The organism is Amycolatopsis sp. TNS106 (assembly GCF_019330265.1).
Lineage (GTDB): Bacteria > Actinomycetota > Actinomycetes > Mycobacteriales > Pseudonocardiaceae > Amycolatopsis > Amycolatopsis lurida.
This window is the reverse complement of record NZ_CP024972.1, coordinates 5,703,655-5,728,171: the sequence shown is the minus strand read 5'-3', so window position 1 is coordinate 5,728,171 and position 24,517 is coordinate 5,703,655. Positions and strand designations below refer to the sequence as shown.

At 67.6% G+C, this 24,517-nt stretch carries 25 protein-coding genes and 3 tRNA genes; 24 read left to right on the top strand and 4 right to left on the bottom strand.

Features of this window, described 5'->3' with window-relative positions; genetic code table 11:
- The first annotated feature begins 141 nt into the window (after nucleotides 1-141).
- From CVV72_RS25900 to CVV72_RS25875, 6 genes are all read left to right on the top strand, one after another.
- Nucleotides 142-2,757 (top strand): bifunctional diguanylate cyclase/phosphodiesterase, encoded by a 2,616-nt coding sequence (locus CVV72_RS25900; protein ID WP_219146153.1) that lies wholly within the window; start codon nucleotides 142-144, stop codon nucleotides 2,755-2,757.
- Nucleotides 2,758-2,836: 79 nt separating this feature from the next.
- Nucleotides 2,837-2,909, top strand: a tRNA-Thr gene (locus CVV72_RS25895).
- Nucleotides 2,910-2,958: 49 nt separating this feature from the next.
- Nucleotides 2,959-3,031, top strand: a tRNA-Met gene (locus CVV72_RS25890).
- 45 nt (nucleotides 3,032-3,076) lie between these two features.
- The gene (gene rpmG / locus CVV72_RS25885; protein WP_005152047.1) at nucleotides 3,077-3,241 is read left to right on the top strand and encodes a 50S ribosomal protein L33; all 165 of its coding nucleotides are present in this window, start codon (nucleotides 3,077-3,079) and stop codon (nucleotides 3,239-3,241) included.
- An 88-nt stretch (nucleotides 3,242-3,329) separates the two neighbouring features.
- Nucleotides 3,330-3,779 carry a MaoC family dehydratase N-terminal domain-containing protein gene (locus CVV72_RS25880; RefSeq protein ID WP_219146152.1) on the top strand — a complete coding sequence of 150 codons (450 nt, stop codon included), beginning with the start codon at nucleotides 3,330-3,332 and terminating at the stop codon, nucleotides 3,777-3,779.
- A complete protein-coding gene (locus CVV72_RS25875) occupies nucleotides 3,776-4,180 on the top strand; it encodes a MaoC family dehydratase (protein ID WP_219146151.1) in 405 nt (134 codons plus the stop codon). Before CVV72_RS25880 ends, CVV72_RS25875 begins: the two co-directional genes overlap by 4 nt.
- Before the next feature lie 263 nt (nucleotides 4,181-4,443).
- Here the strand turns inward: CVV72_RS25875 and CVV72_RS25870 are convergent, their stop codons facing one another.
- Nucleotides 4,444-5,376: an SGNH/GDSL hydrolase family protein gene (locus CVV72_RS25870; protein WP_219154118.1), complete on the bottom strand. Its 933-nt coding sequence runs from the start codon at nucleotides 5,374-5,376 to the stop codon at nucleotides 4,444-4,446.
- A gap of 117 nt (nucleotides 5,377-5,493) precedes the next feature.
- Between CVV72_RS25870 and CVV72_RS25865 the strand changes: the two genes are divergently transcribed.
- The gene (locus tag CVV72_RS25865; protein ID WP_219146150.1) at nucleotides 5,494-5,709 is read left to right on the top strand and encodes a hypothetical protein; all 216 of its coding nucleotides are present in this window, start codon (nucleotides 5,494-5,496) and stop codon (nucleotides 5,707-5,709) included.
- 38 nt (nucleotides 5,710-5,747) lie between these two features.
- Here CVV72_RS25865 and CVV72_RS25860 read toward each other — a convergent pair whose 3' ends face one another.
- A complete protein-coding gene (locus CVV72_RS25860) occupies nucleotides 5,748-6,644 on the bottom strand; it encodes a TIGR03619 family F420-dependent LLM class oxidoreductase (protein ID WP_219146149.1) in 897 nt (298 codons plus the stop codon).
- Complete coding sequence (locus CVV72_RS25855; protein ID WP_219146148.1) at nucleotides 6,641-7,870, bottom strand: pyridoxal phosphate-dependent aminotransferase; 1,230 nt, start codon at nucleotides 7,868-7,870, stop codon at nucleotides 6,641-6,643. The genes CVV72_RS25860 and CVV72_RS25855 overlap by 4 nt, the downstream gene beginning before the upstream one ends.
- 206 nt (nucleotides 7,871-8,076) lie before the next feature.
- Here CVV72_RS25855 and CVV72_RS25850 point away from each other — a divergent pair.
- From CVV72_RS25850 to CVV72_RS25825, 6 genes are all read left to right on the top strand, one after another.
- Nucleotides 8,077-8,149, top strand: a tRNA-Trp gene (locus CVV72_RS25850).
- 27 nt (nucleotides 8,150-8,176) lie between these two features.
- Complete coding sequence (gene secE / locus CVV72_RS25845; protein ID WP_007031001.1) at nucleotides 8,177-8,629, top strand: preprotein translocase subunit SecE; 453 nt, start codon at nucleotides 8,177-8,179, stop codon at nucleotides 8,627-8,629.
- A 76-nt stretch (nucleotides 8,630-8,705) separates the two neighbouring features.
- Nucleotides 8,706-9,560 carry a transcription termination/antitermination protein NusG gene (gene nusG / locus CVV72_RS25840; protein WP_219146147.1) on the top strand — a complete coding sequence of 285 codons (855 nt, stop codon included), beginning with the start codon at nucleotides 8,706-8,708 and terminating at the stop codon, nucleotides 9,558-9,560.
- Between the two features lie 78 nt (nucleotides 9,561-9,638).
- Nucleotides 9,639-10,073: a 50S ribosomal protein L11 gene (rplK, locus tag CVV72_RS25835; protein ID WP_020633284.1), complete on the top strand. Its 435-nt coding sequence runs from the start codon at nucleotides 9,639-9,641 to the stop codon at nucleotides 10,071-10,073.
- 82 nt (nucleotides 10,074-10,155) lie between these two features.
- On the top strand, nucleotides 10,156-10,869 hold the full coding sequence (gene rplA / locus CVV72_RS25830; RefSeq protein ID WP_007031003.1) for a 50S ribosomal protein L1: 714 nt from the start codon (nucleotides 10,156-10,158) through the stop codon (nucleotides 10,867-10,869).
- A 77-nt stretch (nucleotides 10,870-10,946) separates the two neighbouring features.
- A complete protein-coding gene (locus CVV72_RS25825) occupies nucleotides 10,947-11,711 on the top strand; it encodes an alpha/beta fold hydrolase (protein WP_219146146.1) in 765 nt (254 codons plus the stop codon).
- Nucleotides 11,712-11,870: 159 nt separating this feature from the next.
- Here the strand turns inward: CVV72_RS25825 and CVV72_RS25820 are convergent, their stop codons facing one another.
- Complete coding sequence (locus tag CVV72_RS25820) at nucleotides 11,871-12,716, bottom strand: hypothetical protein (protein WP_219146145.1); 846 nt, start codon at nucleotides 12,714-12,716, stop codon at nucleotides 11,871-11,873.
- Nucleotides 12,717-13,045: 329 nt separating this feature from the next.
- On the opposite strand from CVV72_RS25820, the gene rplJ reads away from it, so the two are divergent.
- The 11 genes from rplJ to CVV72_RS25765 all read left to right on the top strand — a co-directional run bounded on the left by rplJ (nucleotide 13,046) and on the right by CVV72_RS25765 (nucleotide 24,505).
- A complete protein-coding gene (rplJ, locus tag CVV72_RS25815) occupies nucleotides 13,046-13,597 on the top strand; it encodes a 50S ribosomal protein L10 (protein WP_192747811.1) in 552 nt (183 codons plus the stop codon).
- A gap of 47 nt (nucleotides 13,598-13,644) precedes the next feature.
- The gene (rplL, locus tag CVV72_RS25810; RefSeq protein WP_219146144.1) at nucleotides 13,645-14,031 is read left to right on the top strand and encodes a 50S ribosomal protein L7/L12; all 387 of its coding nucleotides are present in this window, start codon (nucleotides 13,645-13,647) and stop codon (nucleotides 14,029-14,031) included.
- Between the two features lie 490 nt (nucleotides 14,032-14,521).
- Nucleotides 14,522-15,691, top strand: a complete 1,170-nt coding sequence (locus CVV72_RS25805) for an ABC transporter ATP-binding protein (RefSeq protein ID WP_219146143.1) — start codon at nucleotides 14,522-14,524, stop codon at nucleotides 15,689-15,691.
- A 38-nt stretch (nucleotides 15,692-15,729) separates the two neighbouring features.
- Complete coding sequence (locus CVV72_RS25800) at nucleotides 15,730-16,482, top strand: ABC transporter permease (protein ID WP_020633292.1); 753 nt, start codon at nucleotides 15,730-15,732, stop codon at nucleotides 16,480-16,482.
- A 3-nt stretch (nucleotides 16,483-16,485) separates the two neighbouring features.
- Nucleotides 16,486-17,322 (top strand): ABC transporter permease, encoded by an 837-nt coding sequence (locus CVV72_RS25795; protein ID WP_063274319.1) that lies wholly within the window; start codon nucleotides 16,486-16,488, stop codon nucleotides 17,320-17,322.
- 19 nt (nucleotides 17,323-17,341) lie between these two features.
- A complete protein-coding gene (locus CVV72_RS25790; protein WP_255632262.1) occupies nucleotides 17,342-18,682 on the top strand; it encodes an MCE family protein in 1,341 nt (446 codons plus the stop codon).
- Between the two features lie 169 nt (nucleotides 18,683-18,851).
- Entirely contained in the window at nucleotides 18,852-19,883 is a 1,032-nt protein-coding gene (locus tag CVV72_RS25785) for an MCE family protein (protein ID WP_219146141.1), read from the top strand.
- Nucleotides 19,880-20,866, top strand: coding sequence for an MCE family protein (locus CVV72_RS25780; protein WP_034304202.1), 987 nt, complete (start codon nucleotides 19,880-19,882; stop codon nucleotides 20,864-20,866). The genes CVV72_RS25785 and CVV72_RS25780 overlap by 4 nt, the downstream gene beginning before the upstream one ends.
- Entirely contained in the window at nucleotides 20,863-22,041 is a 1,179-nt protein-coding gene (locus CVV72_RS25775; protein WP_219146140.1) for an MCE family protein, read from the top strand. The genes CVV72_RS25780 and CVV72_RS25775 overlap by 4 nt, the downstream gene beginning before the upstream one ends.
- Complete coding sequence (locus CVV72_RS25770; protein WP_219146139.1) at nucleotides 22,041-23,240, top strand: MCE family protein; 1,200 nt, start codon at nucleotides 22,041-22,043, stop codon at nucleotides 23,238-23,240. The genes CVV72_RS25775 and CVV72_RS25770 overlap by 1 nt, the downstream gene beginning before the upstream one ends.
- The gene (locus CVV72_RS25765; protein WP_219146138.1) at nucleotides 23,240-24,505 is read left to right on the top strand and encodes an MCE family protein; all 1,266 of its coding nucleotides are present in this window, start codon (nucleotides 23,240-23,242) and stop codon (nucleotides 24,503-24,505) included. Before CVV72_RS25770 ends, CVV72_RS25765 begins: the two co-directional genes overlap by 1 nt.
- Nucleotides 24,506-24,517 lie beyond the last annotated feature (12 nt).

Genomic DNA, 24,517 nt, shown 5'->3' with positions numbered 1-24,517 from the left:
CGACGCGCCCATTGTTAACCCTGGGGTGATCTCATACTGTCTCGAATGGGACTCGGGTACGCCCTCCGGGGTACTGTATTGCCCTCGTCCCCGAGGTCGCGGTAGGACAAGACCGGTTGGGCAGCCGGGAAGGAAGGTCGGATGCCGGACACGAACGGCAGGCCCGGGAGCGCCGCACAGGCGGCAGCGGGCAAGGGAGGCGCCGTTACGGAGGCTCGTACCGACGAGCGACGATTCCGCGTCTACACCTTCGCGGTCCTCACCATGGGCATCGCCGCCGCGGCCGCGGTCAGTCTCTGGCTGGACTTCGAGGCTTCGGACGACCTGTTGTGGATCGGGCCGATCCTCGCGCTCGCGTTCCTCCTCGCCGAACAGCTCGGCATCAACGTCGACGTCCGCAGCGGTATCTCGTGGACGATCTCGTTCACCGAGATCCCGCTGGTCATCGGATTCTTCGTCGCTCCCTTCGAAGTCGTGCTCGCCGCCCATCTCGCGGCGGGCATCGGGACCTTGCTGGCCCGCAAGGTCGCGGGCCGCGTGCTCTACAACGCCGGCGCCTTCCTGCTGGAGATCACCGGCGCGTTCGCCGTGGCAGGACTGGTGAAGCAGGCCTCCGGCGCCCAGGACATGACCTGGATCGCCGCGCTGGCGGGCACTTTGACCGCGCCACTGGTCAGCACGCTGCTCGCGCTCGCCGCCGTCCGCGTGCTGCGCCGCCGGATGCGGGTCAGCACCGCGATCCGGCTGACCGGCCGCATCCTCGTCGTCGGCTTCGTCAACGCTTCGGTCGGTCTTTCCGGATATTTGGTCATTTCCGGGACGCCGAAGGCCTGGCCGCTCGTGCTGGCCGTCTTCCTCGGGCTCACCGCGTTGTACTGGGCGTACTCCGATCTGCTCCGTGAGCAGCGCGACATGGAAGCGCTGTCCGACGTGAGCCTCATGGTCGCGCGATCCGGGCAACAGGCCGCCGCGCGGCCCGCCGGGCGAGCCGACGAACTCGTCGGCGGGGTCGACGTCCGCGAATGGGCGACCATCGCCGAACGCATCAAGGATCAGCTCGCCGCCGGCCGGGTCGTGCTCAGGCTGCGGCTGGAACCGAAGGACACCATGCGGATGGTCGTCGCGGGCGACGAGCTGCCGCCCGTCGACCCGGCCGCCGACGATCCGCTGCTGCGCCTGCCCGGCGCGCACGTCCGGCATTTCCGGATCACCGAAGCCAATCCCGACGTCCGCTCCGCGTTGCTCGACCGCGGCGCGCAGGAGGCGCTGGTCGTCCCGTTGCGCAGCGCGAACCAGCTCCTCGGCGTCGTCGAAGCGCACGACAGGCTGTCCCGCTGGCGCGGGTTCGGCAAGTACGACGTCCAACTGCTCGGCACGATGGCCAGCCACCTCGCGACGTCGCTGGACAACCGGCGTCTCCTCGCGACCCTGCGCCACGACGCCTACCACGACCCGCTGACCGGCCTGCTCAACCGGCCGGGCTTCCGCCAGGTCGCCAAGGAACCGTTGCGGGAACAGGTCGACGCGGTCGTGCTCCGGATCGACCTCGACGTCTTCTCCACCGTCAGCGACGCACTCGGCTACGTGTGGGCCGACCGGATGGTCATCGCCGCGGGCCGCCGGATCCGTGACGCGCTCGGCCCCGACGTCCCGCTCGCCAGGCTCGAAGGCGCGTCCTTCGCGGCGCTCCTCGTCGGCTGCGCGCCGGAACGCGCCCAGGCCGCCGCGGAACTGCTGCGCGCGGAGCTCGTCGCCCCGTACCCGGTGGACCGGCTCTCCGTCGAAGCCAACGCGATGATCGGCTACGCCACTTCGTCGGCGGAAGACGACGACCAGGTCGACGTCGACGGGCTCCTGCAGCGCGCCGACGTCGCCGTCCGCGCCACCAAGGGCGGCGAAGAGGTCCGCGGCTACATGGCCAGCATGGGCCAGATCTTCATGCGCCGGTTCCAGATGGTCACGCAGTTCCGGCAGTCGCTGGAAGAAGGCCAGCTGAGCGTCCACTACCAGCCGAAGATCACCTTGCCGAACCGCCAGATCCAGGGCGTCGAGGCGCTCGTGCGCTGGGTGCACCCGGAGTTCGGCAGGCTCGGCCCCGACGAGTTCGTCCCGGCGATCGAAGCGGCAGGCCTCATCGGTGTCCTGACGTCGTTCGTGCTCGAAGAGTCGTTGAAGCGCGTGCGCAAATGGCTCGACGAGGGCCTGCGCATCTCCGCCGCGGTGAACCTCTCGGTGCGGAACCTGGCCGACGAGGACTTCCCGACGAAGGTCGCGCGCGAACTCGACCGTTTCGGCATCCCGCCCGAGCTGCTCACCTTCGAGCTGACCGAGTCCGGTGTGATGTCCGACCCGCAGAAGGCGCTGCCGATCCTGCGGGAGCTGCACTCCCTGGGCATCGTGCTCGCCGTCGACGACTTCGGCACCGGGTACTCGTCGCTGGCGTACCTGCGGCAGCTCCCGGTCGACCAGGTCAAGATCGACAAGAGCTTCGTCCTCGGCATGGGCACCGACCTCGGCGACCTCGCCGTCGTGCGCTCCATTGTCGAGCTGGGCCACTCGCTCGGCCTCACAGTCGTGGCGGAGGGCGTCGAGGAGGACGTCGCGCGGGATCAGCTCGAGGCGATGGGGTGTGACGTGGCACAGGGCTACCTCATCTCGCGGCCGCTGCCGGAGGACCGTCTGGAGGCGTGGCTGCAGGCTCGCACGGCACGTTCGCCGGGGCGGCACTCCGAGACCGTCCTGACCCTGCTGACCTGAGGTTTTGCGGTAAGGGGACCCCCCTGAAATCGGGGTCCCCCGAAGTTGGTAATCTTTCCAAGTCCTCGCGAGAGGCAAGGCCCCTTTAGCTCAGTCGGCAGAGCGTCTCCATGGTAAGGAGAAGGTCTACGGTTCGATTCCGTAAAGGGGCTCGCGACCTCAGCCGCGTCACGTAAGCGTGTCGCGGCCAGGTTCATGTAAGGCGGTGTAGCTCAGCTGGCAGAGCAAGCGGCTCATAATCGCTGTGTCGCCGGTTCAAGTCCGGCCACCGCTACGCGGTAATCCTGGGTATCCCAGGCCTAGTAGAGAAGGAAATGCTGTGGCTGCCACTGACGTGCGACCGAAGATCACGCTCGCGTGTGAGGAGTGCAAGCACCGCAACTACATCACCAAGAAGAACCGGCGCAACAACCCGGATCGCCTGGAGATGAAGAAGTTCTGCCCGAACTGCGGTACGCACCGGACTCACAAAGAGACCCGCTGAGCGTCTAGCGGTTCTACCTGTCTCACCCGAAGCCGTCCTGGTCACCAGGGCGGCTTCGGGTATTTTTCGGGTTCGGTAGCCTGCTCGGGTGGCCTTGGACCAGTCGTTCACCGGGCGGGTGTACCCGCCGACCAGTACCTATGAAGTGAGTCGCGAGAAGATCCGGGAGTTCGCCGACGCGCTCGGCGACGCGAACCCGCTCTACCGCGACGCCGAAGCGGCGAAGGCGGCCGGCTACCTCGACGTCATCGCCCCGCCGACGTTCCTGACGATCATCAACCTCGCCTCGATCAACGCGATCGTCACGGACCCCGAGCTGGGTCTCGACTATTCGCGGATGGTCCACGGCGACCAGCGGTTCACCTACACGCGGCCGGTGCACGCGGGCGACGTCCTTTCGCTCACCACGTACATCGACAACATCATGACCCGCGCCGGGAACGACTTCATCAACCTGCGCGCCGAGATCTCCGGCGCCGACGGCGGCCCGATCGCCACCACGAACGCCCAGCTCGTGGTCCGAGGGGAGGACGCGTGAGTACGTTCACCGCCGGGGAAGAACTGACCCCGCTGACCATCGACGTCACCCGCGAGCAGCTGGTGCGCTACGCCGGCGCGTCGCTGGACTTCAACCCCATCCACTGGAACGAGGCCTTCGCCAAGGAGGTCGGCCTGCCGGACGTCATCGCGCACGGGATGCTGACCATGGCGCTCGGGGCGCGGCTCGTCACCGACTGGCTCGGCGACCCCGGCCGCCTCGTCGACTACTTCGCGCGCTTCACGCGCCCCGTGGTCGTGCCGAACGACGGTGTGGCGACGATCGAGTTCACCGGGAAGGTCGCCGTGGTCAACGACGACGGCACCGCCCGCGTCGACATCACCGCCAAGTTCGAGGGCAAGGCCGTCCTGGGCAAGGCGCAGGCGGTCGTCCGTAACTGACCTCGAAGCGGAGCAAGGGACCTTTGCTCCCACTCGCTTAGCGTGCCTAAGTAAGTGGGAGCAAAGGTCCCTTGCTCTCTTTTCGCAGGTCACGAAGCTCGAGAAGCCTGCTTCGCGCGCTTAAGCGACCGTAAGGCGCATGGCGGGACCAATGACGCCCACTGTGTGGATTTCGAGGCGTTGGACGACCCGAAATCCACACAGTCCCGCGTGACAGGTCCGGTCATGCGGCCGCGCGCACCGCCAACCAAGCCCACCACAGCTCAAGCCGGCTTGAGCAGCTTTCCGATGACCTCCGCCATCCCTTCCGCGCCCCGCGCATTCGGGTGCAGCGGCGCCGCGGGCACGGAGGGAGCGGGGCCTTCGATCCATCGCCGGTTCGCGGCACTGCACATGTCCCGCCCCTTGCTCGCTGTCGACATGTCGGCGAAGCCGGCTTCGTGTTCCTTCGCCGTCTCCTGGAGCGCGGTGTTCAGTCGTTTCAGCGAGTCGCGGAAGTACGCCACGTCACCCGCGCCGACCGGCACGACCGGCCAGCAACCGGCGTCGTCGTCCGGGAGCACCGTCGGGTATCCCACGACCACGATGCGCGCCGAAGGGGCTTTCGAGCGGATCTGGTCCAGGATTCCGCCGAGCCGCCCCGCCGCGGCGGTGATCCGCTCGGCCAGCTGGTCGCGCCCGCCCGCGGTCAGCTGGGTCTTACAGGGCGAAGCGGTCTGTACCTGCGTCGAGCACTGGCTCGCGAAGCCGACGAAGCCCACGTCGTTGCCGCCGATCCCGACGGTCACGAGAGTCGTGTCGCCGTCGACGGCGTCGAGTTGCGGAGCGTTCGTGCCGTCGCGGGTCTTCTGCTCACCGGTGAGGTGTTCGGTCGTGGCGCCGCCGCAGCTGGCGTCGACGAACTCGGCCGGGCGCAGCTTCGCGGCGAGCAGGCTCGGATAGTTGTTGTCCGATCGGTCGCACCCCGGCGGCGCGCCCACGGGCCGTCCGGTGCCAGGCGAAGCCGTGTAGGAATCTCCCAGCGCCACGTACCGTCCTGAGCCGTCCGAAACGGTCACTCCCGCAGGTGTCACCGACGTCCCACGCTCCCACAGGTGGTAAGCGATCCCCAGGACGGACAGCACGATCACCAGGAAGAGGCAGCCTCCGCCCGTTCTCCGCTGCGTCACCCGTTCGTTGTACGCGACCTGGGTCACCTTTGTCACCGGTCCGCTCGTCGGTGAACGACGCGTGAACGGGTGATCTCAGGTTGCCTGAGACATGGATCACGTTCAGGGTGGTGCCCGTACCTGCCCCGAGGAAAGGCGAAAACCGTGAGCCTGAACTTGAACAAGCTGGTCGACAAGGCATGGGAAGACAAGGGGATCGGCGAGTTGCTGGACGCGCCTCCCTCCGCACTCGAAGGCCTGACGAAGAAGCACGACGAACTCCTCGCCGAGCTCAAGATCAAGACCGTGCGGGACCTAGGCAACTGGAAGTACGCCGCGAAGGCCCACGCGCTCGTCCAGCTCGCCGACGGCGAATCCTGACCTCCGGAAGGCCCTTCCCGGTGAACCGGGGAGGGCCTTCAGCCGTGGGGGACGAGGTCGCGCAGTCCGGCGGCGAGATCGAGTGCGTGGTCGACGTCCCGCGCGAGGTAGTGCGGGTCGACGAAGGCTTCGGCGATCCCGGTCTCGGCAGCCGCCTTGAGCTGCGTGGCGACGTCTTGGAGAGCGGTTCCGGGCTTCGGGTTGACCCGCAGGACCCGCCGCAACGTGCCCGGATCGCGGCCCGCTTTCTCGGCCGCGCTCACCACGGTCTCCCAGAGCTTCGCCAGATACGGCGCGGGCAGTCCCGCGGGAAGCCAGCCGTCCGCGCGGCGGCCGACGCGGTCCAGCGCCACCGGTGACAGCCCGCCCAGCAGCACCGGCGGATGCGGGCTCTGCGCCGGTCGCAAGCCCACCTTCGACGCCGGGATGCGCCAGCGGTCGCCTTCGTGCTCGAGCGGGTCGCCGGTCCAGAACTCCCGAAGGACGTCGAGAAGCTCCTCCAACTGTCCGCCGCGCCCTTTCCAGGGCGTGCCTGTCGCCGTGTACTCGTCGCGAAGCCAGCCGATGCCCAGGCCGACGTCCAGCCGCCCGCCGCTCACCTGATCCAGTGTCGTGAGCATCCGGGCGAGCACGACGGCCGGATACACCGTTCCGGTGAGTGTGCTGGTGCCCAGCCGGACCTTGTTCGTGACGCTCGCGGCGACGGTCAGCAGGATGAGCGGATCGGCGAAGGTGACGAACTCGGGCGGGTACGGCCGTTCCGGCGTGCCGCCGGGGTAGAAGTCCGACGGCGACACCGGGGCCAGCACACGATCCCCGACCCACAAGGACTCGTACCCGAGTTCCTCGGCGGCCGCGGCGAAACCGGTGACGGCGTCCATCGACGCGAGAGGGCCATACTGCGGAAGAGCGATTCCCAAGCGCATCAGGGTCACCGTGCTTCCGCGAGCAGCCGGCCCATCCTGGAGATCCCTTCGGTGAGATCGTTTTCGTTCAGCGCATAGGAAATCCGGAAGTATCCCGGTGTCCCGAACGCCTCGCCGGGCACCACGGCGACCTCGGCCTCGCGCAGGATCAGATCGGCGAGCGCCACCGTGTCGGCCGGGCGTTCACCGCGAATCTCCCTGCCCAGCAAAGCTTTCACCGATGGGTACACGTAGAAAGCGCCGAGCGGAACCGGAGTTTCCACGCCCGGGATCTCGGAAAGCAGGGAAAGCGCGGTCTTTCGCCGGGCATCGAACGCTTCGCGCATCGCGAAAACGGCGTCGAGCGGACCGCTCACCGCGGCCAGCGCGGCTCGTTGCGCCACGTTCGAAACATTGCCGCACAAGTGCGACTGGTACGCCGTCGCCGCCTTGACCACGTCTTGCGGACCGAGCAACCAGCCGACCCGCCAACCGGTCATCGAGTACGTCTTCGCGACACCGTTGAGGACGATCGTGCGGTCGGCGAGCTCCGGGACCACGACGGGCATCGAAGGCGCTTCGGCACCGTCGTAGACCAGGTGCTCGTAGATCTCGTCGGTGATGACCCAGAGGCCGTTCTCGTGCGCCCAGCGCCCGATCGCCTCGACCTGCTCGCGCGGGTACACCGCGCCGGTCGGGTTCGACGGCGACACGAACAGCAGCACCTTCGTGCGCGGCGTCCTGGCGGCTTCGAGCTGCTCGACGGTGACCAGGTAACCCGTCGTCTCGTCCGCCGTGACCTGCACCGCGACGCCGCCGGCGAGGGCGATCGACTCCGGGTACGTCGTCCAGTACGGCGCGGGCAGCAGCACCTCGTCGCCGGGGTCGAGCAGCGTCGCGAACGCCGAGTAGACCGCCTGCTTGCCGCCGTTGGTCACCAGGACGCGGCCGGGGTCGACCTCGAACCCGGAGTCGCGGACGGTCTTCGCCGCGATCGCCTCGCGCAGCTCCGGGAGCCCGCCCGCGGCCGTGTAGCCGTGATTGACCTTGTCCCGGACGGCCGCTTCGGCGGCTTCGAGCACGTTCGCCGGGGTGGGGAAGTCCGGCTGCCCGGCGCCGAATCCGATCACCGGACGCCCTTGAGCCTTGAGCTCCCGGGCCTTCGCGTCGACGGCCAGCGTGGCCGAGGGCGTGATGCCGCCGATGCGGGCCGAGACGCGGGTCGCCGTCGAAGTCGAGGGTGCGGGAGCGCTCATGGCGACATCGTGGCACGATCATGGGGTCGGCCGTGGGGGAGTTTCCCCGCGGAAGGCTGCTCCGCGCCACTTTGAGGGGCGCGGTTGCGAAGCTGTTCGGGGGTTGCCGTAGACTTCTGGTCTCGGAACGCACTACGGTCATCCCCGCCACGGCGGTGGGGACGATGGAATGCGTCCTCGGGAGCTCCAGAGCATCGGGGTTCCAAAGGGGTGTAGCTCAATTGGCAGAGCAGCGGTCTCCAAAACCGCAGGTTGCAGGTTCAAGTCCTGTCACCCCTGCGTTAGCGAACTGGTGAAGGCGGAGGAGTGGTCGTGAGCGACAGCGACGCCAGCGGTGAGAAGGCGCAGGACGGCGCCGGGCAGAAGCCCGACGAACAGTCCCGCCCGGTGACCGCCGCTGCCCGGCGTGAGCGCCGTGCGTCCGCGCGCCCGTCCGGTAAGGCCGACGCCAAGTCGGACGACAAGACCCGCCCCGCCGGCAAGGCGAAGGCCGGGGACAAGACCGAGAAGTCCAAGGACGCCAAAGGCACGGCGACTCCGAAGCGCGACCGCAAGCCGAAGCAGGCGTCGATCTTCGCCCGGCTCATGCGCTTCATCCGTGAGGTCTGGGCCGAGCTGCGCAAGGTCATCTGGCCGAACCGCAAGCAGATGGTCACCTACACCGCGGTGGTGCTGGTCTTCGTGGTGTTCATGGTGGCGCTGGTGAGCGGCCTCGACCTGGCCTTCAAAGAGGTCGTCGGTGCCGTCTTCGGCAGCTGAGGCAGCCGGCCGCGGTGCCTGATGGCGCCGCACGGTGGCCTGCGCCACGGCAACCGATCAACTGAGAGGACGGAACGTGACCTCCGACAACGGCACAGCAGCCGGTCATGAGCTGACCGAGCTTTCCGACGAGCAGGTGCACGCGGCACTCGGTGACGAGCAGTCCGAGCACCTGGACTCCGTCGAGGTGCCCGCCGCAGGCGACGAGGTCGACGAAGCCGGAGATGTCGCGGAGGCCGAAGAGGCGTCCGACGAGACCGACGAGACCGCAGCCGACGACACCGCCGCCGAGCCCGAGGCCGACGAGGACGCCGACCCGGTCGCGAAGATGCGCGCGGAACTCAACGCCGCTCCCGGTGAGTGGTACGTCGTGCACTCGTACGCGGGTTACGAGAACAAGGTGAAGACCAACCTCGAGACCCGCACCCAGACGCTGGACGTCGAGGACTACATCTTCCAGATCGAGGTCCCGACCGAAGAGGTCACCGAGATCAAGAACGGCCAGCGCAAGCAGGTGCAGCGCAAGGTGCTGCCCGGCTACATCCTGGTCCGCATGGACCTGAACGACGCCTCGTGGAGCGCGGTGCGCAACACGCCGGGTGTCACCGGGTTCGTCGGTGCCACGTCACGTCCGTCGCCGCTGACCGTGGACGAGGTGCTCAAGTTCCTCGCGCCCAAGGTCGAGACGGCCGCCCCCGCCAAGTCCGGCAAGGGCGAGGCCGCCGCTTCCGAGTCGCAGCTGGGCGGCCCCGCGGTCGAGGTGGACTTCGAGGTCGGCGAGTCGGTCACCGTCATGGACGGCCCGTTCGCGACGCTGCCCGCGACGATCTCCGAGGTCAACGTGGACGGACAGAAGCTGAAGGTCCTGGTGTCGATCTTCGGCCGGGAGACCCCGGTCGAGCTGTCGTTCAACCAGGTCTCCAAGATCTGACGGCCGCCAGACGGCCGGCAGTCCCCGCGTACTGGCAGGTGTGCGGGGGACTCAAGTCAGTAAGAAGGAACAAACGAAATGCCACCCAAGAAGAAGAAGCTTGCGGCGATCATCAAGCTGCAGATCAAGGCGGGTGCGGCCAACCCCGCGCCGCCGGTCGGCCCCGCGCTGGGTCAGCACGGCGTCAACATCATGGAGTTCTGCAAGGCCTACAACGCCGCGACCGAGTCGCAGCGCGGGGACGTCGTCCCGGTCGAGATCTCCGTGTACGAAGACCGTTCGTTCGACTTCAAGCTCAAGACGCCGCCGGCCGCGAAGCTGCTGCTGAAGGCCGCGGGCGTGGAGAAGGGTTCCGGCGAGCCGCACAAGACCAAGGTCGCCAAGGTCACCTGGGACCAGGTCCGCGACATCGCGAAGACCAAGGAATCCGACCTGAACGCGCACGACATCGACCAGGCCGCGAAGATCATCGCCGGCACCGCCCGCTCGATGGGCATCACGGTCGTCGACTGAGTTCCACCCAGCACCACCGTGGGAGAGCCAAGTGCTGGCTCCAACACCACACTGATCCGTTGAAGAGTTAAGGACAGAAGCAATGCCCAAGCACAGCAAGGCCTACCGCAAGGCTCTTGAGCTGGTGGACCGCGAGCGGCTCTACGCCCCGCTCGAGGCCGCGAAGCTGGCCAAGGAGACTTCCTCCGCGAAGATGGACGCCACCGTCGAGGTCGCCATGCGCCTCGGTGTCGACCCTCGCAAGGCCGACCAGATGGTCCGCGGCACCGTGAACCTGCCGCACGGCACCGGTAAGACCGCCCGCGTCATTGTTTTCGCCGTTGGCGACAAGGCCGCCGAGGCCGAGGCCGCCGGCGCGGACGTGGTCGGCACCGACGAACTGATCGAGCGCATCCAGGGTGGCTGGCTCGAGTTCGACGCCGCGATCGCGACGCCGGACCAGATGGCGAAGGTCGGCCGTATCGCCCGCATCCTCGGCCCGCGTGGCCTGATGCCGAACCCGAAGACCGGCACCGTGACCCCCGCGGTCGCGAAGGCCGTGACGGACATCAAGGGCGGTAAGATCAACTTCCGCGTGGACAAGCAGGCCAACCTGCACTTCGTCATCGGCAAGGCCTCGTTCGACACCGAGAAGCTGGTGGAGAACTACGCGGCCGCGCTGGACGAGATCCTCCGCGCCAAGCCGTCGTCGGCGAAGGGTCGCTACCTGAAGAAGGTCACGATCTCCACGACGATGGGCCCGGGTGTCCCGGTCGACCCGGCCCGCACCCGCAACCTCCTCTCCGAGGACGCGTGAGTCTGAGTTAGACATCACTGACAAGGGGGCGGTCCCGCTACGGCGGGGCCGCCCCTTTTTCGTGTTTGCTTGAGGGCATGCCTACCTTCGCGTCGTTCGACGGGCTTCAGCTGAGCTATACCGTTTGGGAAGGCCGAGGGCGTCCGGTGCTGCTGCAACACGGCTTCGCCGCGGACACGAACGCCAACTGGATCGCGCCCGGTGTCGTCGACACGCTCCAGGACGCGGGGCTGACCGTGATCAGCCTGGACGCGCGCGGCCATGGGCGATCGGCGAAACCGCACGACGAGGCGAGCTACGGCGACGACGCGATGGTCCGCGACGTTTCGGCGCTGCTCGACGCGCTGAACCTCGACGAGGTGTCGATGGTCGGCTACTCGATGGGCGCGATGATCGCGCTCGGCGCGGTGGCCGCCGACCCGCGGATCCGGTGTCTCGCGATCGGCGGCGTCGGCTCGGGGATCGTCGACTTCGGCGGCGTGGACACCCGCGTCGTCACGCCGGAGGCGATCAGCGAAGCGCTGCTGGCTTCGGATCCTTCGACGCTTCCGCCTTCTTCGGCGCCGTTTCGCATGCTGGCCGACGCTCTGCGGGCGGACCGGATCGCGCTGGCGGCCGTCGCGCGCGGGACGGCGAACCCGAAACTGGACCTCACGGCGATCGCGGTGCCGACCCTGATCCTCGCCGGGGACACCGACCCGCTGGCCGCGGAACCCGAACGCCTGGCCGCCGCCATCGCCGGCGCCCGCCTCGTCCGCGTCCCCGGCGACCACATGGCCGCCGTCATGCACCCCGCCTTCGGCTCCGCCCTGACCGGCTTCCTGACCTCGCACGACCTCTGACCTGCGTTTAGCCCCCTAATCGCGATCCGGCGCGGCACCTGCGTTTCGCGGGCTAATCGCGATCTGAGGGCGCGCGTCGCCTTTAGCGGGCTAAACGCGATCCGGCGCCCGACCTGCGTTTCGCGGGCTAAACGTGATCTGAGGGTGGAGACCCGCAGGTCAGTTGCCAGCGGGCGGGGCGGGGCACGGGTCAGGGGAGTTCGAGTGCCCGGTGATCAGCCATTGGCCCATCTCGACTTCTTGCAGGGTGAAGCTGCCCAGCAGAGGGCCACCGCGGATGCTGTACCAGCACGAGTGGATCGTCAGGTTCTGCCGCGGGACCACACTCGACATCGGGCGTACGGCGTAGATGTACGGCGTGATGTCGGTGACCTTCGCGTTCAAGGCCGGGACGGCGGTCGCGCAGTCCGGATAGCCGAGGTCGCGGGCGAACTGGGCCTGCGCCTGTTCGCTCATCGACAGGCAGACCTTTTCGACGCGGGTGGCAGGCGGGTACGGCTTGCCGATCGTGTCGTAGATGGCCCGCACGGCCTCCCAAGGGTTGGTCGAAAGCACCTGGTTGGTGCGGTGCTTGCCGCCGCCGCCCTGGACGAATGTCGCCGTGTTCTGCCCGGCGTCGCTGGGGAAGAACTGCCGGTAGACGATGGTGGCGCCGACGCAGATCAGCACGATCACGATGATCCAGGCGAGCAGCTTCCCGCCCAGCCGCCGCAGCCAGCGCGGCACGCGTGGCCGAGGGGCATGCACGAGCTCGCCATGCGGCGGCCCCGGAGGCACCGGAGGCTGTCCTCCGTAGTGCTGCGTCATGGGCTGCGCGGGCTGCGTCGGCACAAGGCCCTGCTGCTGCGCCTCGGTGAACTTCAGATAGTCCTGGAACTGCTGAAACTGCTGGAACTGGCGCAGTTGTTCCTCGTCCAGCCGGGGCGCGGGCTGACCTCCCGCCTTGGGCTCGATGTCCGTGCCGGGCTCGTTGTCCGGCTTTCCGTCATCACGCTGCTCCGCCACGTCACCATGATGCCTCGCGAGCCGTTCCGCGCACTCCGCCGGTCGCGTTTAGCCCGCTGAACGCGATCTGAGAGGGGGGTGCCGCCGGAGGCGAAAGAGGGTCACGTATTCTTGTCAAGGTTCTACCGAAGACCGCTGGTCTTCTCCTGGTCATCTGACCCGGAGAACGAAGGCCCCGCTAGGGCGGGCGACCCGCGCAGGAGGAACGAGGCTCGCTCGCGACGTACTCCGTCGTTTGCCCTGACGCCCCGCGCCTGTCTGCGCTGGGGCGTTTCGTCGTTTCAGGGCTCTCAAGGCCAGTGGACCACTAGCCAAGAGAGGAGGCGACCATGGCGAAGCCCGACAAGGAGGCGGCCGTCGCCGAGATCGCGGAGCGCTTCCGCACCAGCTCGGCCACAGTCGTTACCCAGTACACCGGCCTCTCCGTGTCCCAGCTGTCCCAGCTGCGCCGCGCTCTCGGCACCAATGCCAAGTACCGGGTCGCGAAGAACACCCTTGTCCAGCGTGCCGCCACGGACGCCGGAATCGAGGGTCTCGAGGACCTGTTCGTCGGCCCGACCGCGATCGCCTTCGTCGAAGGTGAAGCTGTTGACGCCGCGAAGGCGCTTCGCGACTTCGCGAAGGACAACAACGCGCTTGTGATCAAGGGCGGCTACATGGACGGCAAGACGCTGTCCGTGGACGAGATCAACCAGATCGCCGATCTCGACAGCCGTGAGGTCCTGCTCGCCAAGGCGGCGGGCGCGTTCAAGGCGAAGCTGTCCCAGGCCGCCGCGCTGTTCCAGGCGCCGGCGTCCCAGGTCGCCCGCCTGGCTGCCGCGCTGGAGGAGAAGCAGCGCAACGCCGGTACCGAAGCAGCCGAAGCACCCGCCGAGAGCTGAACACCCCCACCCCGAACTTTTAGTTCGTTTCAGAGAGGAAAGCCACCATGGCGAAGCTGAGCACCGCCGAGCTGATCGACGCCTTCAAGGAGCTCACCCTTCTTGAGCTGTCCGAGTTCGTGAAGGAATTCGAGACCACCTTCGACGTGACCGCGGCCGCCCCGGCTGCCGTCGTCGCCGCCGGCCCGGTCGGCGCCGCCCCGGCCGCCGCCGAGGAGCAGGACGAGTTCGACGTCGTCCTCGAGTCCGCTGGTGACAAGAAGATCCAGGTCATCAAGGTCGTCCGTGAGGTCGTCTCCGGTCTGGGCCTGAAGGAGGCCAAGGAGCTGGTCGAGGCCGCTCCCAAGGCCCTCCTGGAGAAGGTCGACAAGGAGGCCGCCGAGGCCGCCAAGGAGAAGCTCGAGGCCGCGGGCGCCAAGATCACCATCAAGTGATCCCGGGCGCGTCAGCGCCTACCGCAGCACCGCCGAAGGGGCGGGCATCCACACGGATGCCCGCCCCTTCGCTGTCTTCGGCACCGACCTGCGTTTAGCCCCCAGATCGCGACGCGTAGCCCCGCTAAGCATCTGGGGGCTAGATCGCGTTTAGCCCGCTAAACGCGATCCGCGCGGCGCGGAGGGCGACAGGGGCCCTGACCTGCGTTTAGCCCCCTAATCGCGATCCGGCCCTGGCGCCGCCCGCTGTGGATCTGCGCACCGGAGTGACGTGCACTACGGTGCTGCAAGCGGTGCACGGGCAGGCGGCGGGCTGCGCGAAAAGTTACCCGCGGGTCTGGCCAGAAAAGAAAACTGGTGAGTAACCTGTTCGCACTCAGCTCGTTGCACCTGGTTGACGCGGGTATCGCTGCGCGAACGCATGCGTCCTCCCGGGCCAGTGGCACGGGAAGGCAGTGCGCGACGACGCGGAACAGCTCCTGGAGGTGCGATGGGTGCCGAGGTGGTCATCGAAGGTCTTTCCAAGTCCTTCGGTAAGCAGGCCATCTGGCGGGACGTCACGCTGACCCTGCCTCCGGGCGAGGTTTCGGCGATGCTCGGCCCGTCCGGAACCGGTAAGTCCGTCTTCTTGAAGTCGATGATCGGTCTGCTCAAGCCGGACCGTGGCCGGTGCATGATCAACGGCGTCGACATCGTGACGTGCTCGGAACACCAGCTCTACGAGGTGCGCAAGCTCTTCGGCGTCCTTTTCCAGGACGGCGCGCTTTTCGGCTCGATGAACCTCTACGACAACGTGGCGTTCCCCCTGCGCGAGCACACGAAGAAGTCGGAGACCGAGGTCCGCCGGATCGTGCTCGAGAAGCTCGAGATGACCGGTCTCAACGGCGCCGACAAGAAGCTGCCCGGCGAGATCTCCGGCGGTATGCGCAAGCGGGCCGGGCTCGCCCGCGCCCTGGTGCTGGATCCGCAGATCATCCTGGTCGACGAGCCGGACTCCGGTCTCGACCCGGTCCGCACCACCTACATCTCGCAGCTCTTCCTGGACGTCAACGCGCAGATCGACGCGACGTTCCTGATCGTCACGCACAACATCAACCTCGCCCGCACCGTCCCGGACAACCTGGGCATGCTCTTCCGCAAGGAACTGGTCATGTTCGGCCCGCGCGAGGTGCTGCTGACCAGCGAGGAGCCGGTCGTCAAGCAGTTCCTCAACGGCAAGATGGACGGCCCCATCGGCATGAGCGAGGAGAAGGACTCGGCCCAGCTCGCGGCGGAGCGCGCGATGTTCGAAGCCGGTCACCACGCGGGCGGTGTCGAGGACGTCAGCGGGGTGCCGCCGCAGATGCAGCCGACGCCCGGCGTGCCGACCCGGATGGGCGCGGTCCGCCGCAAGGACCGGGTCATGCAGATCCTGCACGGTCTGCCGCCCGAGGCGCAGCAGAGCATCATCGAGTCGCTCTCCCCGGAGGAGCAGCAGCGCTACGGTGTCCGCCCGCAGCGGCTCGCGGCCGCCGGCCACCGGTCCGCGCCGGCCGAGACCTCGATCCCGAACCACCACCAGGGCCAGCTGCCCGACGACCAGGTCGCCCACATCCCGCATCCCGGGAGAGCGGGCAACCACCGCTTGCGGCCACAAGATCCGGGGTCAGGTGGCGCGTGAGCTCTTCCGCTTCATCGGCGAAGATCCCCGGGATCGGCATGCTGCGCGAGACCGGGAACCTGTTCGCTCTCGGCCTCGACATCGTTCGTGGCATTTTCCAGCGCCCGTTCCAGCTGCGGGAGTTCATCCAGCAGGCCTGGTTCATCGCGAGCGTCACGATCCTGCCGACGGCGCTCGTCGCGATCCCGTTCGGCGCGGTCATCTCGCTGCAGTTCGGTTCCCTCGCCCGCCAGCTCGGCGCCCAGTCCTACACGGGCGCCGGGTCGGTGCTCGCCACCGTGCAGCAGGCCAGCCCGCTGGTCACGGCGCTGCTGGTCGCGGGTGCCGGTGGTAGCGCGGTCTGCGCGGACATCGGCGCGCGGACGATCCGCGAAGAGATCGACGCCATGGAGGTGCTGGGCGTCTCCGCGGTCCAGCGGCTGATCGTGCCGCGTGTGCTCGCGATGATGCTGGTGGCGCTCCTGCTGAACGGCATGGTCAGCGTCATCGGCGTGCTCGGCGGGTACTTCTTCAACGTCGTCCTCCAGGGCGGGACGCCGGGCGCGTACCTGGCGAGTTTCTCCGCGCTGGCCCAGCTGCCGGACCTCTGGGTCGGCGAGCTGAAGGCGCTGATCTTCGGCTTCATCGCCGCGGTCGTCGCCTCCTACCGGGGATTGAACCCGTCCGGCGGCCCGAAGGGCGTCGGCGACGCGGTGAACCAGTCGGTCGTCATCACGTTCCTCATGCTGTTCGTGGTGAACTTCGTGATCACGCTGATCTACCTGCAGATCGTGCCCGGAAAGCTGGACTGACGCATGACCTTCCTTACACGCGCCAAGGGGGTTGCCAACCGTCCTTTGCAGACTCTGGACAACCTCGGTGACCAGATGTCGTTCTACGGCCGCGCGTTGCTGTGGACGCCGAGGACGCTTCGCCGCTACATGAAAGAAGTTCTGCGGCTGCTGGCCGAGGTGAGCTTCGGTTCCGGCTCGCTCGCGGTCATCGGCGGCACGGTCGGCGTGATGGTCGGCCTGACGCTGTTCACCGGTGTCCTCGTCGGTCTTCAGGGTTATTCGGCGCTGAACTCGATCGGCACGTCGGCCTTCACCGGCTTCCTGACCGCGTTCTTCAACACCCGGGAGATCGCGCCGCTGGTCGCCGGTCTCGCACTTTCGGCGACGGTCGGCGCCGGGTTCACCGCCCAGCTGGGCGCGATGCGGATCTCCGAGGAGATCGACGCGCTCGAAGTCATGGGCGTGCCCAGCCTGCCGTACCTGGTGACCACGCGGATCATCGCCGGTTTCGTCGCGGTCATCCCGCTGTACGTGATCGGCCTGCTGAGTTCGTATCTCGCGTCCCGGTTGGTCGTTATCTACATCTACAACCAGTCAGCGGGTACCTACGACCATTACTTCGACCTGTTCCTACCACCACAGGATGTGTTGTATTCGTTCATCAAGGTGCTGTTGTTCAGCGTCTTGATCATCCTGTCCCATTGCTATTTCGGTTACCGGGCCTCCGGCGGCCCCGCCGGTGTCGGCGTGGCGGTCGGCAAGGCGGTCCGGCTGAGCATCGTCACGGTGTCCATCATGAACTTCTTCATCGGTTTCGCGATCTGGGGAACCGACGTCACGGTGAGGATCGCAGGATGATGCGGGGGTGGGTGGGTTGGTGACAACACTGCGGCGCAGGCTGTTGGGCCTGCTTCTGGTCGCCGTGCTCATCGGCGGAGTGGCGCTGAGCATCGCGCTGTACCAACGGGCGTTCACCCCCGTCGTCAGCGTGAAGCTCCAGTCGGGCAACATCGGGAACCAGTTGCTGAAGCAGTCCGACGTGAAGGTCCGCGGGCTCATCGTCGGCTCGGTCAAGGAGATCAACGCGACCCCGGACGGCGCCGAACTCACGCTCGCGCTGAACCCGGAGTCGGCGAAACTGATCCCCCAGAACGTTTCGGCGCGATTCCTGCCGAAGACGTTGTTCGGTGAGCGCTTCGTTTCCCTCGAAATCCCGGACGCGCCTTCGGAGAAGACGATCGCCGAGGGGGACGTGATCACCCAAGACCGCACTTCCGGCGCGGTCGAGCTGGAACAGGCCTTCGCCCATCTGATGCCGGTCTTGCAGGCCGTCCAGCCGCAGAAGCTGTCGAGCACGCTTTCGGCGATCTCGACCGCGCTCAACGGCCGCGGCGACCAGCTCGGCGACACCCTCGCACAGCTCGGCAGCTACGTCGGGGAACTGAACCCGCACGAGCCCAAGCTCCAGCAGAATCTCAAAGAACTCGCGAAGTTCTCGGACAACCTCGGCGCCGTCGCCCCGGATCTGGTGCAGACCTTGGACAACCTGAGCACCACCACCCGCACCGTGGTGGATCAGAAGACGAACCTGGCGAACCTCTACGGCAGCGTCACCCAGGCTTCGGTCGATCTGCAGACGTTCCTGCGGAACAACGCGGACAACCTGATCCGGCTCGCCGACACCGCCCGCCCGACGGCGGAGCTGCTGGCGAAGTACGCGCCGGAATACCCGTGCGTGATCGGGCAGATGGCGGACAACCTGCCGAAGATCGACAAGGCCCTCGGCAAGGGCACCGACCGGCCCGGTCTGCACGCGACCATCGAGGTCACCGTCAACCGCGGGCCGTACCTGCCCGGCAAGGACGAGCCGCGGTTCGAGGACAAACGCGGCCCGCGCTGCTACGACCTGAAGCAGTTCCCGGACCCGTTCCCGCAGTACCCGCCGGACGGCCCGATCAAGGACGGCAGCACGGTCAAGGCGCCGGCGCGCTCGGCGAACGACGGTCTCTCGCCGTCGAACGGCTTCGCGAACTACGGCGGTTACAACGGCAACGGCGGCGGAGCGCCCGGCGGTAGCCCGTCCTACAGCGCGTCCGAATCGGACTTCCTCGCGCAGCTGGTCGCCCCGCAGGTCGGCATGGCCGCCACGGACGTGCCCGGCTGGGGCTCGCTGCTCGTCGGTCCGCTTTACCGGGGAGCGGAGGTGCACGTCAAATGACTCGAACGGTAGTTGCGCCCCTGCGCGCGAAGGTGATCGAGGCGCGCGCACTCCGGCCGGAGGCCTCGCTATCACGGAGGCGGGCCGCCTTCACCGCACGACCGGCTGTCACGGCTGGTAGCCGCGGCCTGGCTACGCGATCGCGATCGCGCGCGGACGGGGGGAAGGCATGAGGGGATTGCTCGCACCGCTGATCAAGCTCTGTGCCTTCATCGTCGTCACCGTGCTGTTCACGACGATCCTCGGGATCAGCATCGCCAACGTGAACACCACCAGCACCAACGCCTACAAGGCGCGGTTCAGCGACGCGACGCTCGTGCTGCCCAACGACGACGTCCGCATCGCCGGTGTCCGGGTCGGGCAGGTGAAGGAGGTCCGCATCGTCGACCGGCGTCAGGCCGAGATCGAGTTCGAAGTGGACGCCGACCGCAAACTGCCCGCCGGGGTGACCGCGCAGATCAAGTTCCGGAACCTGGTCGGCCAGCGCTACCTCTCGCTCGGGCAGGGCACCGACAGCTCCGGCAAGACACTGGAGCCCGGCGGGAACATCCCGCTGGAGCGGACCACGCCCGCGCTCGACCTGACGCAGTTGTTCAACGGGTTCAAGCCGCTGTTCACCGCGCTCAACCCGGACGACATCAACAAGCTGTCCTACGAGGTCATCCAGGTCCTGCAGGGCGAGGGCGGCACGGTCGAAAGCCTGTTGAAGCACACCGCGTCGCTGGCCACCACGATCTCCGACAAGGACAAGGTGATCGGCGAGGTCATCGACAACCTGAACTCGGTGCTGACCACGGTCAACGCGCACACCCCGCAGCTGAACGACCTGATCGTCAAGCTGCAGCAGCTGGTCTCCGGGCTGGCCGCGGACCGCGAGCCGATCGGCGACGCCATCGACTCGCTCGGCACCCTCGCCCAGACGACGTCCGGTCTGCTCGGTGAGGCCCGTGAGCCGCTCAAGCAGGACATCGCCGCGCTCGGCACGCTGACGAAGAACCTCAACGACAGCCAGCCGATCGTCGAGCACTTCATCCAGTTCCTGCCGCAGAAGGTGACGGCACTGACCCGCACGGCCGACTACGGCTCCTGGTTCAACTTCTTCGCCTGTGAGATGACGGGAGCCGTCGCCCTGCCTCCGCTGATCAACGAACCGATCAACCTGCCGCTGCTGCCGGTGAACCGGGCGAGGTGCACGGCATGAAGTCGTTCCAGAAACGCAATCCGATCCCGATCGCGCTGGTCGGCATCTCGGTGCTGCTGCTCGGTTTCCTCGCCGCGCTCAACTCCGAGGACCTGCCGGTCATCGGCGGCGGGACGACGTACTCCGCGGATTTCAGCGAGGCTTCGGGCCTGCAGGAGGACAACGACGTGCGGGTCGCCGGCGTGAAGGTCGGCAAGGTCTCGGAGATCAAGCTCGACGGCGACAAGGTCCGGATCTCCTTCAAGGTCAAGGACGCCTGGCTGGGTGACAAGACCAGCGCCGCCATCAAGATCAAGACCGTGCTCGGCCAGAAGTACCTGGCGCTCGACCCGCAGGGGCAGCGCACGCTCGATCCGAGCGCGACGATCCCGCGTGAGCGCACGATGTCGCCGTTCGACGTCCTCGATGCCTTCCGCGGGCTTTCGCAGACCGTCGACGACATCGACACGACGCAGCTGGCGAAGAGCTTCGACGTCATCACGGAGACCTTCGCGGACACCCCGGCCGACGTGAAGGGCGCTCTGAACGGCCTTTCCCGGCTTTCGGACACCATCGCCAAACGTGACTCGCAGTTGTCGAGCCTGCTCGCGAACACGCGGCAGGTCTCGCAGACGCTCGTCGACCGTGACGCCGAGTTCCAGAAGCTCCTGGCCGACGGCAACAAGCTGCTCGGCGAGGTGGCCAAGCGCAAGGACGCGATCTCCGCGCTGCTGGACGGTTCGCGCAATCTCGCCACCCAGCTCAAGGGCCTGGTCGACGACAACGACGCGCAGCTCGACCCGGTGCTCACCCAGCTCGACCAGCTGACCTCGATGCTCCAGCGCAACCAGGACGCCCTCGGCCAGGGCATCGCGCGGTTCGCGCCGTTCATCCGCGTTTTCACGAACACGATCGGCAACGGCCGCTGGTTCGACAACTACATCTGCGGACTGGTCCTGCCGTCGTTCGGGCCGATCAACGACAAGGGGTGCTACGAGAAATGAGTACCCGTCTCGGAGCCGGCCTCGCCCGGGGTTTCACCATCGCGATCGTGCTCGCGCTGGTCGTCGCCGGCGCGCTGTGGTGGACGCTTAAGGACGCCGGCCGCAACCACGTGACCGCGTATTTCGCCGGCACCGTCGGCCTCTACGAAGGCAACAGTGTCCGCATGCTCGGCGTCGACATGGGCACGGTCACCAAGATCCAGCCGATGGGCAACCAGGTCCGCGTCGAACTCGAGTACGACCGTTCGGTGGCCGTGCCCGCGGACGCGAAGGCGATCATCGTGTCGCCGTCGCTGGTCAGTGACCGCTACGTGCAGCTCGCCCCGGCCTACAAGGGCGGCCCGCGGATCGCCGACGGCGCCGTCATCGGGCTCGACCGCACCGAGGTCCCGCTGGAGGTCGACGAGCTCGCCGCCAGCCTCTCCCGGGTCAGCCGGTCGCTCGGGCCCAACGGTGCCAACAAGAACGGCTCGCTGTCGAACCTGCTCGACACCGCCGCGAAGAACTTCGACGGCAACGGGCAGGCGCTGCACGACACGATCACGAAACTCGGCCAGGCGGCGGGCACGCTGTCGGGCAACAAGGACGACCTGTTCAAGACCGTCGAGAACCTCGGTTCGTTCTCGCAGACGCTGGTGAACAGCGACAAGCAGGTCCGCGACTTCGAGCGGCAGCTCGCCGACGTCAGCGGATTCCTCGCGGGTGAACGGGAAAACCTTTCGGCCACGGTGAAGCAGCTGTCCGACACGCTCACCGCGGTGCAGGCGTTCATCGAGAAGAACCGCGACCGGCTCAAGTCCAATGTGGACAAACTGGCCAGTGTGACCAAGGTGCTCGTGGACCAGCGCGGCGCGCTCGCCGAGATCCTCGACGTCGCCCCGGTCGGCCTCGGGAACCTGGTGAACACTTACAACGCCTCGTCCGGCACGCTCGACGCGCGGGCCAACCTCAACGAGCTCACCCAGCCGCCGCTGGTGATGGTGTGCAACCTGCTCAAGCAGACCCCGGACGCGCTCGACGCGCTGGGCGACGCGTGCAAGGGGATCGCCGGACTGGTCGACGGGCTGGTGCCGCTGCCTTCGATCGCGCAGGTGATCCAGTCCTCGCAGGCGGGCCAGTTGCCGCCGCTTCCGCTGCCGATCGCCGGTCAGCTCTATGGAACGGCGGCCAAGTGATGAAGAAACTCGCTCTCATCGCCTCCGGGACCGTCGCCGCGCTGACGTTGAGCGGCTGCGGGTTCAGCGGGATCTACGACGTCCCGTTGCCCGGTGGTGCCGAACTCGGTGACCACCCGTACACGGTGAAGGTGCAGTTCCGGGACGTGCTCGACCTGACCCCGCAGGCCGGCGTGAAGGTCAACGAGGTCGCCATCGGCCGCGTCGAAGCGATCGGGCTGACCCCGGACGGCTGGAACGCCGAGGTCACCCTCCGGGTCAACGGCGACGTGAAGCTGCCGGCGAACGCGCTCGCCAACGTCAAGCAGTCGAGCCTCCTCGGTGAGAAGTACGTCGAGCTGGCGGCGCCCGCCGACGGACAGGGCAAGCTCGCCGACAACGCGGTGATCCCGCTGGCCCGCACGAACCGCAGCGTCGAGGTCGAAGAACTGCTCGGCGCGCTCTCGCTGCTGCTCAACGGCGGCGGGGTCGATCAGCTGAACACCATCACCAAGGAACTCAACAACGCCACCACCGGCCGCTCGCCGGAGCTCAAGGCGCTGCTGAACAACACCAACGAGCTGGTCACGAACCTGGACAAGCAGTCCGCGAACATCACGCGGGCGCTCGACGGGCTGAACCGGCTCTCGCTCACCCTGAACGGCCAGAAGGACAAGCTGGTCGGCGCGGTCGACAACCTCGGCCCCGGCCTCGGTGTGCTGGAGCAGCAGCGAGGCCAGCTGGTGACGATGCTGAACGCGCTCAACAACCTCTCCGGGGTCGCCGTCGACACGGTGAACAAGAGCAAGGAAGACCTCGTCGCCGACCTCAAGGCGCTGCAGCCGACGCTGCAGAAGCTCGGCGAGGCGGGCTCGGATCTGCCGAAGGCGCTGGAGATCCTGCTGACCTTTCCGTTCAGCGACGCCGCCTACGACGGCGTCAAGGGCGACTACTTCAACCTGTTCGCGAAGATCGACCTGAACCTGAACGAGATCCTCAAGAACCTCGGCCGCAGCCGTCAGAACCCGCTCCAGGACGTCATCCCGGTGCCGGGGCTGACCGGGGGCACCGAGGGACCGGGCGAGAACCCGCCGCTGCCGATCCCGAACAGCGTGGGCGGCACCCAGGCAGGCCAGGCGAGCGCGCCGCAGGGCGGCGGACAGCCGCGACAGACCGGACCCGCCGGGATCTTCGGCGTGCTGTCGGGAGGTGCCGGCTGATGCTGGTCCGTAGGACGAAGATCCAGCTGGTCGCCTTCGCGATCATCTCCGTGGTCGCCATCGTGTACGCGCTGATCCGGTTCGCCGGGCTCGGCCAGGTCTTCGGCGACGAGGGCTACACGGTGAAACTGCAGCTCAAGCAGTCGGGCGGCATCTTCCAGAACGCCGAGGTCACGTACCGGGGTTTCAACATCGGCCGGGTCGGCGAGCTGCGCCTGACCAAGACCGGGCTGGAGGCCGACCTCAACATCTCGCCGGACGCCCCGCAGGTGCCCGCCGATCTCGACGCCGTCGTCGCGAACCGGTCGGCGGTCGGTGAACAGTTCGTCGACCTCAAGCCCAAGAGCGACAAGGGACCGTTCCTGAACTCGGGTTCGGTCATCCCGGCCGACAAGGTCAAGACGCCCGTGCCCACCGAGCAGCTCATCGGCGACCTCGACAGCCTCGCGGCTTCGGTGCCGACCGATTCGCTGCGCAAGGTCGTCGACGAGTCGTACAACGCCTTCAACGGCACCGGCCCGGACCTGCAGCGGCTGCTCGACACCGCGCGGAGCTTCACCGCGACCGCGCAGGAATACCTGCCGCAGACCGTCCAGCTGCTGGAAAAGGGCGGGCAGGTCCTCGAAACGCAGAACGACATGGCGAGCTCGATGAAGTCGTTCAGCGCGGACCTCAACAAGCTCTCCGGCACCCTGAAGAACTCCGACGCCGACATCCGGAAGCTGATCGGGATCACCCCGCAGGTGGCGAACCAGATCAGCTCGGTGCTCGCCGAATCCGGGCCGGGACTGGGCGCGCTGACGGCGAACCTGCTCACGACGTCGAACCTGCTGGTGACGCGGCTCGACGGGCTCGAACAGGGCCTCGTGACGTACCCGATGCTCGCGGCCGGGGCGAACACCGTCGCCAACGACGGCACCGCGCACCTCGGGCTCGCGCTCAACCTGTTCAACCCGCCGTCGTGCACCAAGGGCTACATCGGCCTCGACAAGTACCGCGAAGGCACCGACACGACGCCGCGTCCGCCCAAGGACAACGCCTACTGCGCGGAGCCGAAGGGCAGCCCGATCAACGTGCGCGGTTCGCAGAACGCGCCGTACAACGGGGTCCCGCAGATCCCGTCGGAAGGCGACGTCGCGGCGAACGCCGGCCGCTCGGCCGAGGAACTGGCCAGCCTGCGCGCGGCACAGGGCATGCCGAGCGTCCTGCAGAGCCCCGGGGTCAGCCTGCCCACCCTCGGCACGCTGCTGGGCCTGCCCGGCTGACGCCGAGACCGT

Coding starts and splice junctions, on each gene's coding strand:
- CVV72_RS25900 (WP_219146153.1), top strand. CDS start 142: ATGCCGGACACGAACGGCAGGCCCGGGAGCGCCGCACAGGCGGCAGCG.
- CVV72_RS25855 (WP_219146148.1), bottom strand. CDS start 7,870: ATGAGCGCTCCCGCACCCTCGACTTCGACGGCGACCCGCGTCTCGGCC.
- rplK (WP_020633284.1), top strand. CDS start 9,639: ATGCCACCCAAGAAGAAGAAGCTTGCGGCGATCATCAAGCTGCAGATC.
- rplA (WP_007031003.1), top strand. CDS start 10,156: ATGCCCAAGCACAGCAAGGCCTACCGCAAGGCTCTTGAGCTGGTGGAC.
- CVV72_RS25825 (WP_219146146.1), top strand. CDS start 10,947: ATGCCTACCTTCGCGTCGTTCGACGGGCTTCAGCTGAGCTATACCGTT.
- rplJ (WP_192747811.1), top strand. CDS start 13,046: ATGGCGAAGCCCGACAAGGAGGCGGCCGTCGCCGAGATCGCGGAGCGC.
- rplL (WP_219146144.1), top strand. CDS start 13,645: ATGGCGAAGCTGAGCACCGCCGAGCTGATCGACGCCTTCAAGGAGCTC.
- CVV72_RS25805 (WP_219146143.1), top strand. CDS start 14,522: ATGGGTGCCGAGGTGGTCATCGAAGGTCTTTCCAAGTCCTTCGGTAAG.
- CVV72_RS25800 (WP_020633292.1), top strand. CDS start 15,730: ATGCTGCGCGAGACCGGGAACCTGTTCGCTCTCGGCCTCGACATCGTT.
- CVV72_RS25795 (WP_063274319.1), top strand. CDS start 16,486: ATGACCTTCCTTACACGCGCCAAGGGGGTTGCCAACCGTCCTTTGCAG.
- CVV72_RS25785 (WP_219146141.1), top strand. CDS start 18,852: ATGAGGGGATTGCTCGCACCGCTGATCAAGCTCTGTGCCTTCATCGTC.
- CVV72_RS25780 (WP_034304202.1), top strand. CDS start 19,880: ATGAAGTCGTTCCAGAAACGCAATCCGATCCCGATCGCGCTGGTCGGC.
- CVV72_RS25775 (WP_219146140.1), top strand. CDS start 20,863: ATGAGTACCCGTCTCGGAGCCGGCCTCGCCCGGGGTTTCACCATCGCG.
- CVV72_RS25770 (WP_219146139.1), top strand. CDS start 22,041: ATGAAGAAACTCGCTCTCATCGCCTCCGGGACCGTCGCCGCGCTGACG.
- CVV72_RS25765 (WP_219146138.1), top strand. CDS start 23,240: ATGCTGGTCCGTAGGACGAAGATCCAGCTGGTCGCCTTCGCGATCATC.